This window comes from Faecalicatena sp. (assembly GCF_058819085.1).
The window spans coordinates 21,122-37,165 of the sequence record NZ_JBZUUL010000023.1; the positions used below are offsets into that span (position 1 = coordinate 21,122).

Genomic DNA, 16,044 nt, shown 5'->3' on the forward strand with positions numbered 1-16,044 from the left:
TCTCCTTAAAACGGCGTCCCATAAAGATCATAAGGAGTGATCTGATAAACATAATAATTCAGCCAGTTGGTATAAAGGTTGTTGGCATGCGCCCGCCAGATCAGTTCCGGCCGATTTTTCGGGTCATTATCCGGGTAATAGTTCACAGGGACTTTGATATCCAGCCCCTTCCCTTTATCTCTCTTATATTCGGTATCCAATGTCACCCGGTCATATTCCGGATGTCCCATTACAAAAATCTGACGGCCCTCTTTTGCCATACACAAAAATACACCGGCCTCCTTCGAATCGGCCAATATGGTGATCCTGTCATCTGCCTCCAGAAGCTCCTGGGGAACAGTAGTATGCCTGCTGTGCGGCGCATAGAACACATCATCAAATCCCCTCACAAGCGGAATCTTACGGTTTCTCACCTGATGCTGAAACACCCCAAACATCTTCTCCGGCAGCCGGATCTTATCGATCCCATAATGATAGTAAAGCCCGGCCTGTGCTCCCCAGCACAGATGCAGGGTCGAAGTCACGTTCGTGGTAGTCCATTCCATGATCTCCTTCAATTCTTCCCAGTAATCCACCTCTTCAAAAGGCATCTGCTCCACAGGTGCACCCGTAATGATAAATCCATCGAATTTCTGATGCTTGATTTCCTCGAACGCCTCATAAAACTTATAGATATGGCTTGTGGATGTATTCTTTGAAACATGGCTGCCCACCCTTACAAATGTCACATCCACCTGCAGGGGTGTATTAGAAAGTGATCTGAGGATCTGCAGCTCTGTATCCTCTTTCAGCGGCATCAGGTTGAGAAGCCCGATGCTGATAGGACGGATGTCCTGGTGTGCAGCACGGTATTCGTCCATCACAAATATATTTTCCTGCTCTAATATTTCCTTCACTGGCAAATCATTCTGTACTCGTATTGGCATTTTGTCTATTCCCCTTTTTTGTTCTTTGTTTCATCCCGATCTTCCGGCTCTTGCAGATCAGCTGCCGCATCCTGCTCTTTCTGCTTCTTCAAAACTTTCCGCTTATCCGGTTCTTTTGGCTTATTTGATTTTTTCTGATCATTCGCTGTATTCGCCTCGTTATCCTCTGAATGGACATAGGTTCCGTCCGAATCGACATAGCTCATCTCACCGTAGGCCTCTGTATCGATCGGAAGCTTTTTCTTCTCCAGCCTGTGATTGACCAGCATATTTACAATATAATAGATCACCGCAAATGTAGGCACTCCCAGTATCATTCCTAAAAATCCAAACAGACCTCCGCCCAAGAGGATCGCAAATACCACCCAGAATGCAGAAAGTCCTGTGGAATCACCCAGTATCTTCGGCCCGATAACATTCCCGTCCAGCTGCTGGAGAACCAGGATAAAGATGATAAAATAAATTCCCATCTTCGGATCAGACAGCATGATCAGGACCGCACTCGGGATCGCCCCGATATAGGGTCCAAAAAACGGAATGACATTCGTCACACCCACAATTACACTGACCAGAAGTGTGTAAGGCATGTTCAGGATCGACAGACCGATAAAGCATAATACTCCGATGATCGCCGAATCTATGATCTTCCCGATGATAAATCCGCCGAAAATCTCGTTGCTCTTAATGGTCAGATGCAGGATCATGTTGGCATGCGAAGGTTTAAATATTGCATAAACCCCTTTTTTACACTGGCTTGCAAACTTCTCCTTGCTGAACAGTACATAGATGGAGATAATGATCCCGATCACTGCATTCAAAAACTCATTCACAACACTGATCACACCGACGGTCAGGTTGGACATCAGAACATTGATCTGAGTCAGCAGATCGCTGCGCATCCATCTCTGGATATAATCGGTTGCTTCCTTGAGTACGTTGTTCAGGAGCTGGTTCAGCGTCGTATCCTTGGAGTTCATCTCCATGATCTTTTCAACCAGCTGGTTTAACTGGCTCGGCACAGTCAGCACCATATCCCGGATACTTCCATACAGCTCCGGTATCATCATATTAAATAAGGCTACAATGACCATGACCAGCACTGTCACCGCTGCAAAGATCCCCACCCCTCTGGAAATTGCATGGACACTCTTCTCATTCGAGATCTTTTTTTGAAGCAGCGGCTTCAAATGTCTCTCCACAAAGCCAACGATCGGATTCAAAAGATATGCGATCCCCAGCCCATAGATCACCGGCTTTAATATATGGAGTATCTCCTTGAAAACACCGGAGATAGCCGGCAGTCTCAATAATGCAAAGTAAAAGAGGATACAGGCAGCGATCACTACAAAAAAGGTCATCCCTCTGCTGAACTTCTGCCGCAGCTTTGATGGCCCGCTGTTGCCAAAAGAAGGCCGGGACGCATAGTAGCCGCTCGTCTCTTCTTTCCTGTCATTTTTCAGATTTTCATTTTCTTTCATCATTTCGTTATTTAGTTCCTTCCTGTATGCACATATAATGATTATAGCCCCTATCGTGTCATCTAGTCAACCTTATGTCCAATGCATTTTCCACCAGTATCTCCCGGATCCGGATCCGTAAGAAATGCTGCACACATAAAATTCGTTTTAAAAACCGTACTCCGTCTGATATATCCGGACGGCAAAAAGGCAGATGGCCGGGAGTATTTCCCAGACACCTGCCTTTTCTTCTCACTCTTTAACTCACTTGAGCATATTCCTTATTTACACTTAAAGGTTGCACACTCTGTAGACTCACTCTGACGTGCATTGCTGCCCTCCACACTGATCTTTCCAGCATGGCATTTGTAGTTATTGTTATACATACATTCTACAGCTTTACAATCTACATCGCTGCGGTCAGAAGCACCTCCTGTGATATCACTGTAACCACTTACATAGGTACCGCTGTAGCTATTACTGTTACTGCTATTGCTGCTGTTACTGTAGCTGCTGGAACCATTGTTGGAAGCACCGCCTGCTTTTCTCTCCTGGAAGCTGGCGCAGAGTGTTTCTCTGGCTGTTTTTGCCTGCTCCCCGCCTACCTGGATCGCGTCAAGATCGCATAAAAACTGTTTGTTGTGCACACATGTCTGTACAGTACATTTTAATTCTGGCATGATCATACCTCCTTCTAAATAATGAAATCAGTATCATTATGCCCTGTGTGCGTTTTATTTATTCCTGCGTTTTTACTCCCGTGTCTTTACCTCGCGCACTGTCTTTTTTGCGATCTCCTCTTTGATATCACAAAGGAATGCTTCCAGACTCTTCTGTCCTTCATCACCCTCGAATCTGCTTCTGACAGAAACAAGTCCGTCCTCCTCTTCCTTGGCACCTACAACGAGCATGTATGGGATCTTCTGCATCTGCGCTTCACGGATCTTATAGCCGATCTTTTCTGCTCGTGTATCCAATTCTGCACGAATTCCTGCATTATTTAATGCATCCAGTACCTGGCTGGAGTATTCCAGATATTTATCGGAGATCGGCAGTACTTTTACCTGTACCGGGGCAAGCCATGTCGGGAATGCACCTGCAAAGTGCTCGATCAGGATTCCGATGAAACGTTCAATAGAACCAAATGCAACACGGTGGATCATGATCGGTCTGTGCTTCTCACCATCTGCACCTGTGTATTCCAGATCAAAACGGAGCGGAAGCTGGAAGTCAAGCTGGATCGTTCCGCACTGCCATGTCCTTCCGATGGAATCCTCCAGATGGAAGTCGATCTTCGGTCCGTAGAATGCACCGTCTCCTTCATTTACCACATATGGAAGCCCTAAGTCATCCAGAGCACCGCGCAGTGCATCTGTTGCCATCTCCCAGTCTGCATCGCTTCCCATGCTGTCCTCCGGACGTGTGGACAGTTCCACATGATACTTAAATCCAAACAGACTGTATACTTCATCGATCAGTCTTGCAACCCCCTTGATCTCATCGCGGATCTGCTCCGGCATCATGAAGATATGTGCATCATCCTGTGTGAAGCAGCGTACTCTCATCAGACCGTGAAGCTGTCCTGATTTTTCATGACGGTGCACCAGACCCAATTCTCCCATACGCAGTGGCAGGTCTCGGTAGGAACGCGGCTCTGACTGATATGCCAGGATTCCGCCCGGACAGTTCATCGGCTTGATCGCAAAATCCTCCTCATCGATCACTGTTGTATACATATTGTCCTTATAGTGATCCCAGTGCCCGGATGTTTCCCACAGATGGCGGCTTAGCATGATCGGAGTCGCAATCTCAACATATCCATTTTTACGGTGAATCTCTCTCCAATAGTCAAGGAGAGTATTCTTAAGCTCCATTCCCTTTGGAAGGAAGAATGGGAATCCCGGTCCCTCGTCTCTCATCATGAAAAGGCCAAGCTCTTTTCCAAGCTTTCTGTGATCGCGCTTCTTAGCTTCCTCTAACATGGTCAGATATTCGTCCAGCTCTGCCTTTTTCGGGAATGCTGTTCCGTAGATTCTCTGAAGCATCTTGTTCTTCTCACTTCCGCGCCAGTAAGCACCTGCAAGGCTTGTCAGCTTAAATGCCTTCACTGGCTTTGTGGACATCAGGTGAGGTCCGGCACACAGGTCCGTGAACTCCCCCTGGGAATAAAAGCTGATCACTGCATCCTCCGGCAGATCTTCGATCAGTTCTACCTTATATGGTTCTTCTTTTTCTTTAAAATATGCGATCGCTTCTTCTCTCGGCTTTGTGTACTGCTCGATCGGAAGATTTTCCTTTACGATCTTCTTCATCTCTGCTTCGATTTTTGTCAGGTCATCTGCAGTCAGCGGAACATCTCTGTCAATATCATAATAGAACCCATCTGCTACGGAAGGCCCGATCGCAAGCTTTGCATCCGGGTACAGTCTCTTGATCGCCTGCGCCATGATATGGGATGCTGTATGTCTGAATGCGCCTTTTCCCTTTTCATCCTGGAATGTCAGGATATTCAGTTCGCAGTCCTTGTCTACGACCGTCCTCAGATCTACCACTTCACCATCGATCTCTCCGGCTGTTGCGACTCTTGCAAGCCCTTCACTAATATCGGATGCAATTTCAATTACAGATCTGCTCTTATCATATTCTTTGCAGGACCCATCTTTTAATGTGATCTTCATTCTTTTTTCCTCTCTTTTCATAAAATTTTATACTAATTTATATAGATCCAAATACACAGCCTGTCCGGTGTGCTGGAACATATCATTTTCCATAGTTTTAGTTTAAACGCTTACTCTGGGACACATCATTGATCAAAATAGACTCTTTCACGGTCTGGATGTTCTCCTGACCAGCCTGTCTGCGGCATCGTCTCTAAACGGTACATATCCTCCCCGGAAATCTCGAAGTCAAACAGCTCCTGATTCTGCTTCATCCTTTCTATGGAAGAAGATTTCGGAAGAGGGATGACATTTCTCTGGAGCGCGTATCTTAAACAGATCTGTGCAGCCGAAACACCATGCTTCTCTGCCAGCTCCAGTATGAGCGGCTCCTTTGAAACCCTCATTCTGCCAAGCGGACTCCACCCCTGCACCAGGATTTCTTTTTCCCGGCAGTACCTAAGTGCCGCTTCCTGGGAATACCCCGGATGAAACTCGATCTGATCCACCGCCGGCCGGATCTCACAATTCTGCAGGATATTTTCAATGTGGTGGGGCAGGAAATTGCTCAGGCCGATCGCGCGCACCCTTCCTTCTTTATAAAATTCTTCCAATGCCCTCCAGGTCTCAAGATCCAGTGCCTTCCAGTCCTCATAGTCCGGTTCAGGCAAGGGCCAGTGGATCAGGTACAGATCCAGATAATCTGTTCCCAGTCTCTCAAGAGTCGCCTCAAAAGCCTCTTTCGTCCGCTCATATCCCATCTCGGTCTTCCACACCTTTGAGGTGATGAAAAATTCCTCCCTGGGAATCCCGCTGTCTTTGACTGCCTCGCACAAATATGGCTCCGTGCCATAAAAAGATGCGGTATCAAAATAACGGTACCCCGCATCAATGGCGGTTCGGATCACCTCAGCAGTCTTTCCCTGGGCTGCCTTATAGGTGCCGAATCCAACACAGGGGATCTTCACACCATTATTCAATTCAAAACAATCTTGAATGCTTTTCATCTTCTGCTCCTTTCTCTGGTCTGCTTTCATGTGATATAAGAGACAAAGTTTCCTATATCACAAAAAAACCCTTCCTGTAATCACTTACAGAAAGGGACGAGTACATATATTCCTCGCGGTTCCACCCTAATTGAGCTGGCAATGCCAGAACCACTTCATAATGATTATAACGGAATCACCGGGCTGTTTTCAGCCACTCAGAGGTAGTCTTCAAATGCTTCCGCGATAGAAAAGCTTACAGCCTCAGGCTTTTCCTCTCTGTATCCTTTCACATTCTACTCGTCTCGTCATCGTATTATCTTTGTGTCAATGTTAGATTTATTATATCATTACCTTTGTTTTTGTCAACCGGCAATTGAAGATTTGTGCAATTGAGGTTTTGGCAATTCTCTTTCCTTTCCCCTTACTTCTTGAAAATCACAAATTTAAGAACTCCAAAAAACTCCCGCACCAGATAATTCACCTGGAAAAGGCTATTAGAACTGGCCGGAATTCCCTGCAGGTTCTGGTATCCTATCTGTTTTCCGATCTTCATCGCCCTGTACAGATGAAAATTATTGGTCACCACTGCCAAAGGAGCAGACATATCTCCTACGATTTTTGCACTAAACTTTAAATTTTCCCAGGTTGTAGTGGACGCATTCTCCAGATGAATGCGTGACTCCTCGATTCCATGTCCGCGGAGATACCCTGCCATAGCCTCCGCTTCTGAGACAGCTTCTCCCTTTCCCTGGCCCCCGGACACGATCACCTGTGTCTGTGGGTTTTCCTCCAGATAAGAAAGAGCCGCATCCAGCCTCTTTTTTAAAGAGGACGTAATTCTTGTTCCCCGGACCTGGGCCCCAAGGATGATCAGATATTCCAGGTTTTCCCCCGCCTTTTTCCTCATCGCAGTACAGATCTGTACCTCTACCACAAGAAATACCGCCCAGAGGATCAAAACAAGTGCTAATAATCCCCTTCCGGCCGGCTTTGGCAGCGGAAGCAATCCCAATATCAGATGTGTGATGCCCACGACCGGCCAAAATAAGACAAACGTGGAGTTCCATTTTTTCGAATAGAACCACATGGCCAGATAATAAAGCATGCAGAAACTTCCCGTTATTAAAAAATACACTTTCATCCTGTGTTCCCCGTCTTCAATCTGTTGTCAAATATAGTCAAAGCGGATATTCAATATCCGCCCCGCTGCTTCTTTAATGAGGTAAAGCTGCTCCATGCCTGCTGCCTCTATCATAAAAATCCTCCGGAGCCTGTGTCCAGAGGATCTTCTATCATCTACATGCTGTGAAAGGCAGATATTATACATTCTTACCGCAGCACTTCTTATACTTTTTACCGCTTCCGCACGGACACGGATCATTCCTTCCGATCTTCTTCTCCTTACGGATCGTACCTGACTGCTTCTGCTCACGGTACAGACGCTTTTTCGTCTCCGCATCAAAGATGTTGTCCCACTGCGGCAGTTCATACAGCCAGTCAGCCTTTGCATCTACCATATTCTTGTACAGCTTTTCCTTGTCAAAAGCAAGGCTCACTTCTGTAGTCTCTGTCATCGTCTCAATCGGATTCGGTACCTTCAGACTGTCATTGATGCCGTCCAAAAAGCCTACCATAGTCAGCACTTCCTGACCATACTTCTTCGCAAGCTCCTCCACCGTTCCTTTCACTTCTACGTCCGGTGCATCCAGAAGCTGCTCGTAAATACTCTTCTCAATATTGAAATATGTGCCCCAGAACTGCTCCAGCTGGTCTCTTGAAAGCTCTTTGTTATAGGCGGTATCACGCCACTGATCTAATAAACATTTCTCACTCATGGTATATAACTCCTTTTATCTAATTTTCGCTCGTGTTCCCATTATATAACAAAAATCCAACTTAGTAAATACGAAAATTAGGGCCTGCTAAAACTGGTTCTAAAACGGAGCGGCTCTTCAATAGAAACAGGACGCCCCACCTTTAGGGCAGGCCGTCCCGCATTTTTCCAAGCATCTCATGGTCCATTTCCTCACAAATCCGACTCTGTTCTTCCTTGTATTTGAACTTCATTGTATTCGGTCTTTGTTGTCTCTGATTTTGTTTGAAATGTCCTGCTTTTTTAGTTATAATGTATCTATCTTTGTTTATGTATCACTCAGATAGAAAGGATCTGTCATGAAAAAATCAAAACGTATTTTCGCCCTCATCGGCGCGGTTCTTCTTGTATGTTTATACGGCAGCACATTGATCTTCGCTTTTGTTGACCATTCTGCATCATCCGGTCTGCTGAAGGCTTCCATTGCCGCAACAATCTTACTGCCTGTTCTTTTGTATGCTTATACCTTAGTTTATCGTTTGTCTCAAAAGAATCGCCATGATGACACAGATAAGGATAACTGATCTGTTATACATACATCTGTGCGAGTTCCAGAGCGGCATTCACCTCTGCTGCTCTGAGACTGAAAAATGGTTTCTTTGAGTTCTCAGTCTTTCTTTTTTCCTGTCTTCTTACCAGGTATTCTTCCATCGAAATCATCTCTTGAGTTCCTTCATTGTTGTTCTGACGCATGAAAATACCTCCTTTTCTTTTTAAACCTCAGCCTTACTATTATATGAACGACAGGCCTTTAATATGTCAAAAAAATCCTGATATAAAATCTATTTTTTAACATGTATTTATTGTACCTTTCAAATGTGTCAGAGATATGGTGGAATTCTAAAGATTCTATAATGAAATATTACCAATTTCTTATCTTTCTTAATGGAATTCCCTGCCGTCCCGCCGCCAGCTTTTTGTCCTGCCCTGGGCTGAGATCAGGACTGCCAGAAAATTCACGGTATTGATCGCTGTCACGATGCCTGAATACTTGGTATAGGACGATCTGTACCTTGTTTCCACCACAGTCGTCACAGAGATATACATCAGGAAAATTATCAAAAAGACGCTCCAGAATACCCAGTCGAGCCAGTTCTTTTCTGCCATAAAATATCCATAGCCCACCAGCAGAGAATAGACCAGTGCGGCAGCTGCCCCGTATATCGCATTACGCTCCATTCTCTTCCATTTGTCCAGACTTACCCCAAACAGGATTACAAATACTGCTGCTGTTATAAAAAACACAGTGCTTTCATAACGAATATTTTCAAAATCGTGAGTGATGATCCAATTCAACAGATACAAAAACAGCGGCAGTTCCAGGGAGGCCAGAATAAAGTTCACATATAAGGCCCATAACTTTGCCGTCCACATAGCCGCAAGAGCTGTAAGGACTGAAATCACCACGAGAAACGGGAAAATCACGATATCCTTCATTATATAAAACATGGAATTCCCCAAATTTACCTTGCCGCCTCCCACCCAGATAATCTCAGCCAGCAAATCCGGGAATGCTAAGCAGATCACCGCGTCCAGCAAAAGAGCGGCTGCGATCCATCTCCAGATATACTGGTAATAACTTTGGCGAGAAATTTCTGCTTTTGCCGTATCTTCTGTCATCAGCTCCTCCAGCCGCTTTTTCACGCTGCTGCTTTCCAGGTCGATCATCGTGTAATCCAGATGATCCAGATCCACCCCGCTTCTCAGAATCGTCCCGCACAGCTCACGAAGCTCCTGCAGGTGCTTCTCCTCCTGCTCCATCTCCTCCTGACGTTTCCTAAGTACTTCGTCCAGCTCGCAATTTCCCTGAAGCAAAAACCTGATATCTTGAACGGAAACTCCCAGGATACGCAGGAATTTGATCTGCTCAAGCCGTTTCACATCCTCCTTGGAATACTCTCTGTAATTATTGTCACCGTTCCTATGGGGAGCGATCAGCCCCTCCTTTTCATAAAACCTGATATTTGCACTTGTGATTCCTACAGTGCGCTCGACATCTTTTATCTTCATAAAATCACATCCTCCTTCCTTTATTTGTCTGCATTATAAGCCTTGAACCAACTTTAAGGTCAATACAATACAGCATTATTTTTGCGAAAAGGATAACGTATCTTTTCTGTTAGGCATCACGCGCACATTTCTTATGTTCAGATCACTATAATAAAGTGCTTCTTCAGATAATGAATCCCCAAATAATACGATACAGCAGATAAGCACTAAGGCGTTTTCTGGCAGGCAGATAGCCTCGCCACCCGTATTCTTCTCCAAAGTAAAAAATACCACTTATCATAAATGTAAATAGCGAAAACAGAACTCCCTGAAAAAGGAAAATATCTATTCTGCTAAAATTCATCCAAATAATGACAGCTAAAGTAATGACTGTGTAACCCAAAATAAATTTTACAATTTCTTTGATATTTTTAGCTGGATTAAATTGTGAACTATATACCCATGAATATAGAATAGCAATCATACTAGCTACCACCCCCACTATCGTTATACACCCGGTCAATAGTGCATCTGTTATCACACCTGCTGTTCTTATTAATAGTACTAAAAAAATTGTTCCAAAGGCAGTGGTCTCTATCTTATGTATCTGCTTGATACCCTTATCTTCACTTTTAGTATGTATTTTACCGAGGGCCACTCCCGCCGCAGGCACCAGCATCATAAACATCGATATATTATAACTATTCTTGTAAATTCCTAAATACATTATAATTCCCCAAAACAGGGACATACCAAAAGTCACCAGGAAAAAAATTGCTATTTCAGATTTACTTGGTTTATCTACCCTATTCTGTTCCATAATGCGCCTCCCGGTATTTTCTAAAAATATAAGCATCTCACATCAATTTATCTAACTATTTTGTTTCATTATATCACCACCAGGCTGTATATTGTATCTTTTATTTTATAAAAAATCCAAATAAGCCGTCCTTGTGTATTATCCTTCTGAACCTATCTTTCCAGAACAAAAAGGGAGCGTATCCTTTTCAGATAGCTCCCTTAAAGTTTCTCTTATAAAACTGTCTCTACTTATTGCGGTAAATGATATCGTCCCTTCCAGGTCCATTGCTGATCAGTGTGATCGGATATCCAATCTCCTGCTCAACGAACTCAATATACTTTCTGCAGTTCTCCGGAAGGTCTTCATATTTTTCAATTCCACGGATATCAGATTTCCATCCCGGAAGTGTCTTAAGCACCGGTTTTGCTTTCTCAAGCAGATGGGTTACAGGGAAATCCGTCGTTACTTCCCCATTGATCTCATATCCCACACATACCGGGATCTCATCCAGATATCCAAGTACGTCCAGTACGGTAAATGCCACATCAGTTGTTCCCTGCATTCTGCAGCCATATTTGGATGCGACACAATCAAACCAGCCCATACGTCTCGGGCGTCCGGTCGTTGCACCGAATTCTCCGCCGTCACCGCCGCGGCGCCTTAGCTCGTCCGCTTCTTCTCCAAAAATTTCACTGACAAAGGCTCCGGCTCCGACTGCACTGGAATATGCCTTACATACTGTAATGATCTGCCTGATCTCGTATGGCGGGATCCCTGCTCCGATCGCACCGTAAGCGGCAAGCGTGGAGGAGGATGTCACCATCGGGTAGATCCCATGGTCCGGATCTTTCAGAGAGCCAAGCTGCCCCTCCAGAAGGATGTTTTTGCCTTCCTTGATCGCATTATGAAGGTACAAAGACACATCACATACATATGGTGCGATCATCTCTTTGTATCCGATAAGCTCCTTATATAAATCGTCAGGATCGATCATTGGTTTATGGTATAAATGCTCTAACAGGACATTCTTCTGCTCTGCCACGCGCACTACTTTCTCTTTCAACAGTTCCTCATCAAACAGCTCGCTTACCTGGAAACCGATCTTTGCATATTTATCAGAATAAAACGGTGCGATCCCTGACTTTGTAGATCCAAAGGACTTTCCTGCCAAACGCTCTTCCTCGTATGCATCAAAATTCTTGTGATAGGACATCACCATCTGTGCCCTGTCAGATACCAGGATCTTCGGCTGAGGAACTCCCTGGTCAACAATAGACTGAATCTCTTTGAACAAAACCGGAACATCCAGCGCAACGCCATTTCCTATGATACTTGTTGTATGATTATAAAACACACCAGACGGCAGTGTATGCAGCGCAAACTTCCCATAATCGTTAATGATGGTATGGCCTGCATTCGCCCCCCCCTGGAAACGGACAATAATATCGGATTCTTTACCAAGCATATCGGTAATTTTTCCTTTTCCCTCATCGCCCCAGTTAGCACCTACTACTGCTTTTACCATTTTAAACCCTCCTGCGTATATTATCGCTTAATAACCTCTATTAGCAATTCTTATAACCGAACTACCTTAGAAATTATACTATACTTTTTTCGATCTGTAAAACACTATTTCCAATTTTCTGCAAAAGAGCAAAGGGGCCTGACCCCTTCGATTTTTTATACTACAGACATAAATTTTCAAAGGGGTCAGACCCCTTTGAAATTATTACATGAGTGGTGCTATCAGCCTGAGCACTCTTCCGCAGACAGCCATAAAGGGGCTGATCTTCTTTAGATCGGTCACGCTGATCCTCTGACACTGTTTTAATGTCTTCTGGAAATCTGCCTCGATATCTCTGACCACCGGGTTGTTATAAATGAACACACCGCACTCGAAATGCAGATACAGGCTGCGGTAGTCCAGATTGATCGTTCCGACTGTTGCTGTATCATCATCCGACACAAAAATTTTCGCATGTACAAATCCCGGCGTGAATTCGTAGATCTGTACACCAGCTTCGATCAATTCCCTATAAAATGTCTTTGCCACAGCAAATGCATACCATTTATCCGGAATATGCGGCATGATAATACACACCTCGATCCCGCTTTTTGCAGCTCTTGTGAGTGTATCCAGCATTTCGTTGTCCAGGATCAAATATGGTGTCATGATGTGGACATACTTTTTGGCATGGTTCAGAATATGGAAATATACCTCCTCTCCTACGTCCTCATTATCGTACGGGCTGTCTCCGTAAGGGATCATAAAGCCCAGCTCCCGATGCAGCTCTGTGGACATAGGTGTCAGATACCTCTGATACTGCTCGCCGTATTTCAATTCCGTTGCATTCCACATCTGCAGAAATAGCATGGTCAGGCTCTGCACCGCATCTCCTTCCAGCATGATCGCTGTGTCTTTCCAATAGCCGAAGCGGACCTTCTTATTAATATACTCATCCGCCAGATTGATCCCGCCGGTAAACCCTGTTTTTCCGTCTATCACGCAGATCTTCCTGTGATCCCGGTTATTCTGCGTCGTGGAAAGTACCGGACGGATGGGGCTGAACATCTTACACTGGATTCCATATTTCCGGATGATCTTGGGGTAGTTATAGGGAAGCAGCGAAATACTGCACATTCCGTCGTACATGAAGCGGACCTCCACCCCTTCCTGCGCTTTTCTTTTCAAGACTTCCAGGATCGTATCCCACATGTAACCTTCGCCAACGATAAAATATTCCAGAAAAATAAATTTTTCCGCTTTCTCAAGCTGTTCTAACAAAGCCGGAAATTTTTCTTCTCCGCTGGAAAAGAATGTCGCCTTTGTATTACGGTATGTAGGGAAGCATAGCTGATGCTTCATGTAATGTGCCAGGTTTGCATTGGCAGGCTTGCTCAGCCGAAGGTCATCGATGATCTCAGCCTTCTGTTCCATGTAAGGGTATGTATCCAATTTGAGCTTAGCCAGCCGTTTCCCGATGTATCTTGTACCAAATTGACCTTTTACATAAAGATAAAACAGGCAGCCAAAGGCCGGGAAGATCAGGATCAGCAGCACCCACGTCATACTAAACGCCGGATTCCCCCTCTGGTTGATGATATAGATCACGATCACAGCTCCAATCACATTGAGCACCCCGTATACATAAATGATATAATCTTTTAGAAACGTTGCGATCCCCAGCATCATCAGAAGCTGTATCAGCAGTAAAAGGAAGATCAGCGCAGTCCGGCTGAATACAACACTCAGGATCCCTTTCTTGGCTTGTTTTTTTGCTTTCTTAGCAGTCTTATTTTCCATGCTACCTCGTTACACACTCCTTTATTCCAATCTTATTTCCTAGTTCCTTAAGCCATTTCAGCATGTATTATTTAATTCCAATATTGTAATTATACTCAAAAAGTATTACAATAGAAAGGAATACTTGTTATTACCCCATAGAAAGGAGACTTATACATTGAAAAAGTTTTTAAAATGGTTTATAAGTCTTGCAGCTGTCGGTTCTGCAATCGGTCTTATTATAGCATATTTCTGCAAGGGCAGATGTGATGACAGTAACTGCGATGACGGCCAGGACTTTACAGAAGAAGATGATTTTGACTTAGACAGCGATTTACAGCCTGTTGGAGATAGGGAATACGTTCCGCTCAAACGCACAACGGAGGCTGCTGCCGATACAGAGGCAGAGGAAACTTCCGATCAGGAAGCCAAAGCTTTAGAGACTCCTGACGAAGAAGCAGCAAAAGAAGAATAGAAGTTGATCTTATACAGGATTGAGGCATTATACTGTCTCAATCCTGTTTTTTATCATTTTTTCATATCAGAAGTGTATTTTATCTCCACGCCTCATCCAATATTCTTACTGCTTCCTGTATCTTCTCTTCATTCATATTCGCATATCCAAGCAGGATCGTAGCCTGCTCTTTCTCCTGCGGTTCGATAAAATATTCCGAGAGTCCGTAAACCTTCACACCTCTCTCACCTGCGCGCCGGATCAATTCCTCTTCCGGTATCCCGTTATGAAAATGAAGCAGCAGATGTACACCTGCATTTTCACCGGAGATCACACACCGGTCCTGAAGACTTTTTAGACATCCCAGAAGCATATCATGCCGGCTTTTATACAAGGCTCTGGTTTTATTCAGATGACGTTCATAATATCCCTCTTCCAGAAATTTCTTGAGGATCATCTGATCTACTTTGGATACGGTAGAGCTTAGAAAACTGCTCCTTTGCTCATAAAGCTTTAAAAGCGGGAGGGGAAGTACCATATAACTCATGCGGATAGCCGGAGCAATGGATTTGGAAAAGGTTCCCATATAAATCACCTTATCCCGGCTGTCATACCCCTGCAGCGCAGGGATCGGCTTTCCCTTATAACGGAATTCACTGTCATAATCATCCTCGATGATATAACGGCCTTGCGCCTCATCCGCCCACTTTAACAGAGACATTCTCCTCTTGATCGGCATAACGATTCCCAGCGGATATTGGTGGGAGGGCATGACAAATGCGATATCCGCTCCGGAATCCGTAAGCTTTCCAATCTCCATTCCTTTTGAATCCATGTCTACGGTACAAACCTCGTAGGAAAGATTTTTAAAAAGACGGTACGCCTGCTTATAGGTGGGATTCTCAAGGGCAACCTTGTGCTCCCGGCCGATGACCGTCGTCAGAAGCATCAGCAGGTAGTCATTTCCCGCACCCACGATGATCTGACCGGGCTGGCAGTTCACGCCTCTGGCCTGATGTAGATAGTCACAGATGGCACATCTTAAGCCATATTCCCCCTGCGGCTCACCCAAGCGGAACATCTCGGCCCTGTCATCCAACAGACATTCCCTGGAAAGTCTGCGCCATGCATTATAAGGAAAGCTGTTCAGATCCACACCGTTTGGCGTAAAATCATACAGATACTCCCGCTCTTTCCTGAGCGGCGTCTTGACAACACTGCGGGCCTGGGGCTTTAACTGATACAGCTCATCGATCTGGGCGGCAAAATATCCCCTGCAGGGTTCTGCCTCCACATACCCTTCTGAAAGAAGCTGCTCATATGCCAGCTCCACGGTACTGCGGCTCACCTCCAGATGTCTGCTCAGAGCCCGGGTGGAGGGGAGCTTTTCACCGCTTTGGATCCTTTTTGTCTGTATATCCTTTTTAATATAGTTGTAAATCTGCTCATACAGCGGGATTTCTGATTTTGGCTGAAGATTGATCGTTAACTCATTCATTCTGTCACCCCCATTTGCTTTCTCTTCTTCCTGACTGCAGACGGTCATCTTTTCAATCATCAAAGGGACAGGTTCTCTTTGATTCGAGACCTGCCCCTTTATATTCATTTATCCGG

15 protein-coding genes and 1 other annotated feature are annotated in these 16,044 nt (G+C 44.8%); of the genes, 2 read left to right on the plus strand and 13 right to left on the minus strand.

Annotation, left to right across the window (positions count from 1 at the left end):
- Positions 1-5 precede the first annotated feature (5 nt).
- The 7 genes from metA to AC4OGX_RS11140 form a co-directional block, all read right to left on the minus strand.
- On the minus strand, positions 6-926 hold the full coding sequence (gene metA / locus AC4OGX_RS11110) for a homoserine O-acetyltransferase MetA (protein ID WP_493330517.1): 921 nt from the start codon (positions 924-926) through the stop codon (positions 6-8).
- A gap of 5 nt (positions 927-931) precedes the next feature.
- Entirely contained in the window at positions 932-2,404 is a 1,473-nt protein-coding gene (locus AC4OGX_RS11115; protein WP_493330573.1) for an AI-2E family transporter, read from the minus strand.
- A gap of 260 nt (positions 2,405-2,664) precedes the next feature.
- Positions 2,665-3,063: a DUF1540 domain-containing protein gene (locus tag AC4OGX_RS11120; RefSeq protein WP_493330518.1), complete on the minus strand. Its 399-nt coding sequence runs from the start codon at positions 3,061-3,063 to the stop codon at positions 2,665-2,667.
- 72 nt (positions 3,064-3,135) lie between these two features.
- Positions 3,136-5,061 carry a threonine--tRNA ligase gene (gene thrS, locus AC4OGX_RS11125; protein ID WP_493330519.1) on the minus strand — a complete coding sequence of 642 codons (1,926 nt, stop codon included), beginning with the start codon at positions 5,059-5,061 and terminating at the stop codon, positions 3,136-3,138.
- A 125-nt stretch (positions 5,062-5,186) separates the two neighbouring features.
- A complete protein-coding gene (locus AC4OGX_RS11130; protein ID WP_493330521.1) occupies positions 5,187-6,047 on the minus strand; it encodes an aldo/keto reductase in 861 nt (286 codons plus the stop codon).
- Positions 6,048-6,136: 89 nt separating this feature from the next.
- Positions 6,137-6,347: a binding site (T-box leader), on the minus strand.
- A 103-nt stretch (positions 6,348-6,450) separates the two neighbouring features.
- Positions 6,451-7,134, minus strand: a complete 684-nt coding sequence (locus AC4OGX_RS11135; protein WP_493330523.1) for a YdcF family protein — start codon at positions 7,132-7,134, stop codon at positions 6,451-6,453.
- A 214-nt stretch (positions 7,135-7,348) separates the two neighbouring features.
- Complete coding sequence (locus AC4OGX_RS11140; RefSeq protein ID WP_493330524.1) at positions 7,349-7,864, minus strand: SEC-C metal-binding domain-containing protein; 516 nt, start codon at positions 7,862-7,864, stop codon at positions 7,349-7,351.
- A 337-nt stretch (positions 7,865-8,201) separates the two neighbouring features.
- On the opposite strand from AC4OGX_RS11140, the gene AC4OGX_RS11145 reads away from it, so the two are divergent.
- On the plus strand, positions 8,202-8,426 hold the full coding sequence (locus AC4OGX_RS11145) for a hypothetical protein (RefSeq protein WP_493330526.1): 225 nt from the start codon (positions 8,202-8,204) through the stop codon (positions 8,424-8,426).
- A 4-nt stretch (positions 8,427-8,430) separates the two neighbouring features.
- Here AC4OGX_RS11145 and AC4OGX_RS11150 read toward each other — a convergent pair whose 3' ends face one another.
- The 5 genes from AC4OGX_RS11150 to cls form a co-directional block, all read right to left on the minus strand.
- Positions 8,431-8,595, minus strand: a complete 165-nt coding sequence (locus AC4OGX_RS11150) for a hypothetical protein (RefSeq protein ID WP_493330527.1) — start codon at positions 8,593-8,595, stop codon at positions 8,431-8,433.
- Between the two features lie 189 nt (positions 8,596-8,784).
- Positions 8,785-9,912 (minus strand): MerR family transcriptional regulator, encoded by a 1,128-nt coding sequence (locus AC4OGX_RS11155; protein WP_493330529.1) that lies wholly within the window; start codon positions 9,910-9,912, stop codon positions 8,785-8,787.
- A gap of 163 nt (positions 9,913-10,075) precedes the next feature.
- Complete coding sequence (locus tag AC4OGX_RS11160) at positions 10,076-10,711, minus strand: hypothetical protein (RefSeq protein ID WP_493330530.1); 636 nt, start codon at positions 10,709-10,711, stop codon at positions 10,076-10,078.
- Positions 10,712-10,937: 226 nt separating this feature from the next.
- Entirely contained in the window at positions 10,938-12,218 is a 1,281-nt protein-coding gene (locus AC4OGX_RS11165) for an adenylosuccinate synthase (RefSeq protein ID WP_493330531.1), read from the minus strand.
- Positions 12,219-12,422: 204 nt separating this feature from the next.
- Entirely contained in the window at positions 12,423-13,997 is a 1,575-nt protein-coding gene (gene cls, locus AC4OGX_RS11170; protein ID WP_493330532.1) for a cardiolipin synthase, read from the minus strand.
- Between the two features lie 157 nt (positions 13,998-14,154).
- Here cls and AC4OGX_RS11175 point away from each other — a divergent pair, with 157 nt between their 5' ends.
- Positions 14,155-14,451 carry a hypothetical protein gene (locus AC4OGX_RS11175; protein WP_493330534.1) on the plus strand — a complete coding sequence of 99 codons (297 nt, stop codon included), beginning with the start codon at positions 14,155-14,157 and terminating at the stop codon, positions 14,449-14,451.
- Positions 14,452-14,530: 79 nt separating this feature from the next.
- On the opposite strand, the gene pdxR is transcribed toward AC4OGX_RS11175, so the two are convergent.
- Positions 14,531-15,928, minus strand: coding sequence for a MocR-like pyridoxine biosynthesis transcription factor PdxR (gene pdxR / locus AC4OGX_RS11180; RefSeq protein WP_493330575.1), 1,398 nt, complete (start codon positions 15,926-15,928; stop codon positions 14,531-14,533).
- Positions 15,929-16,044 lie beyond the last annotated feature (116 nt).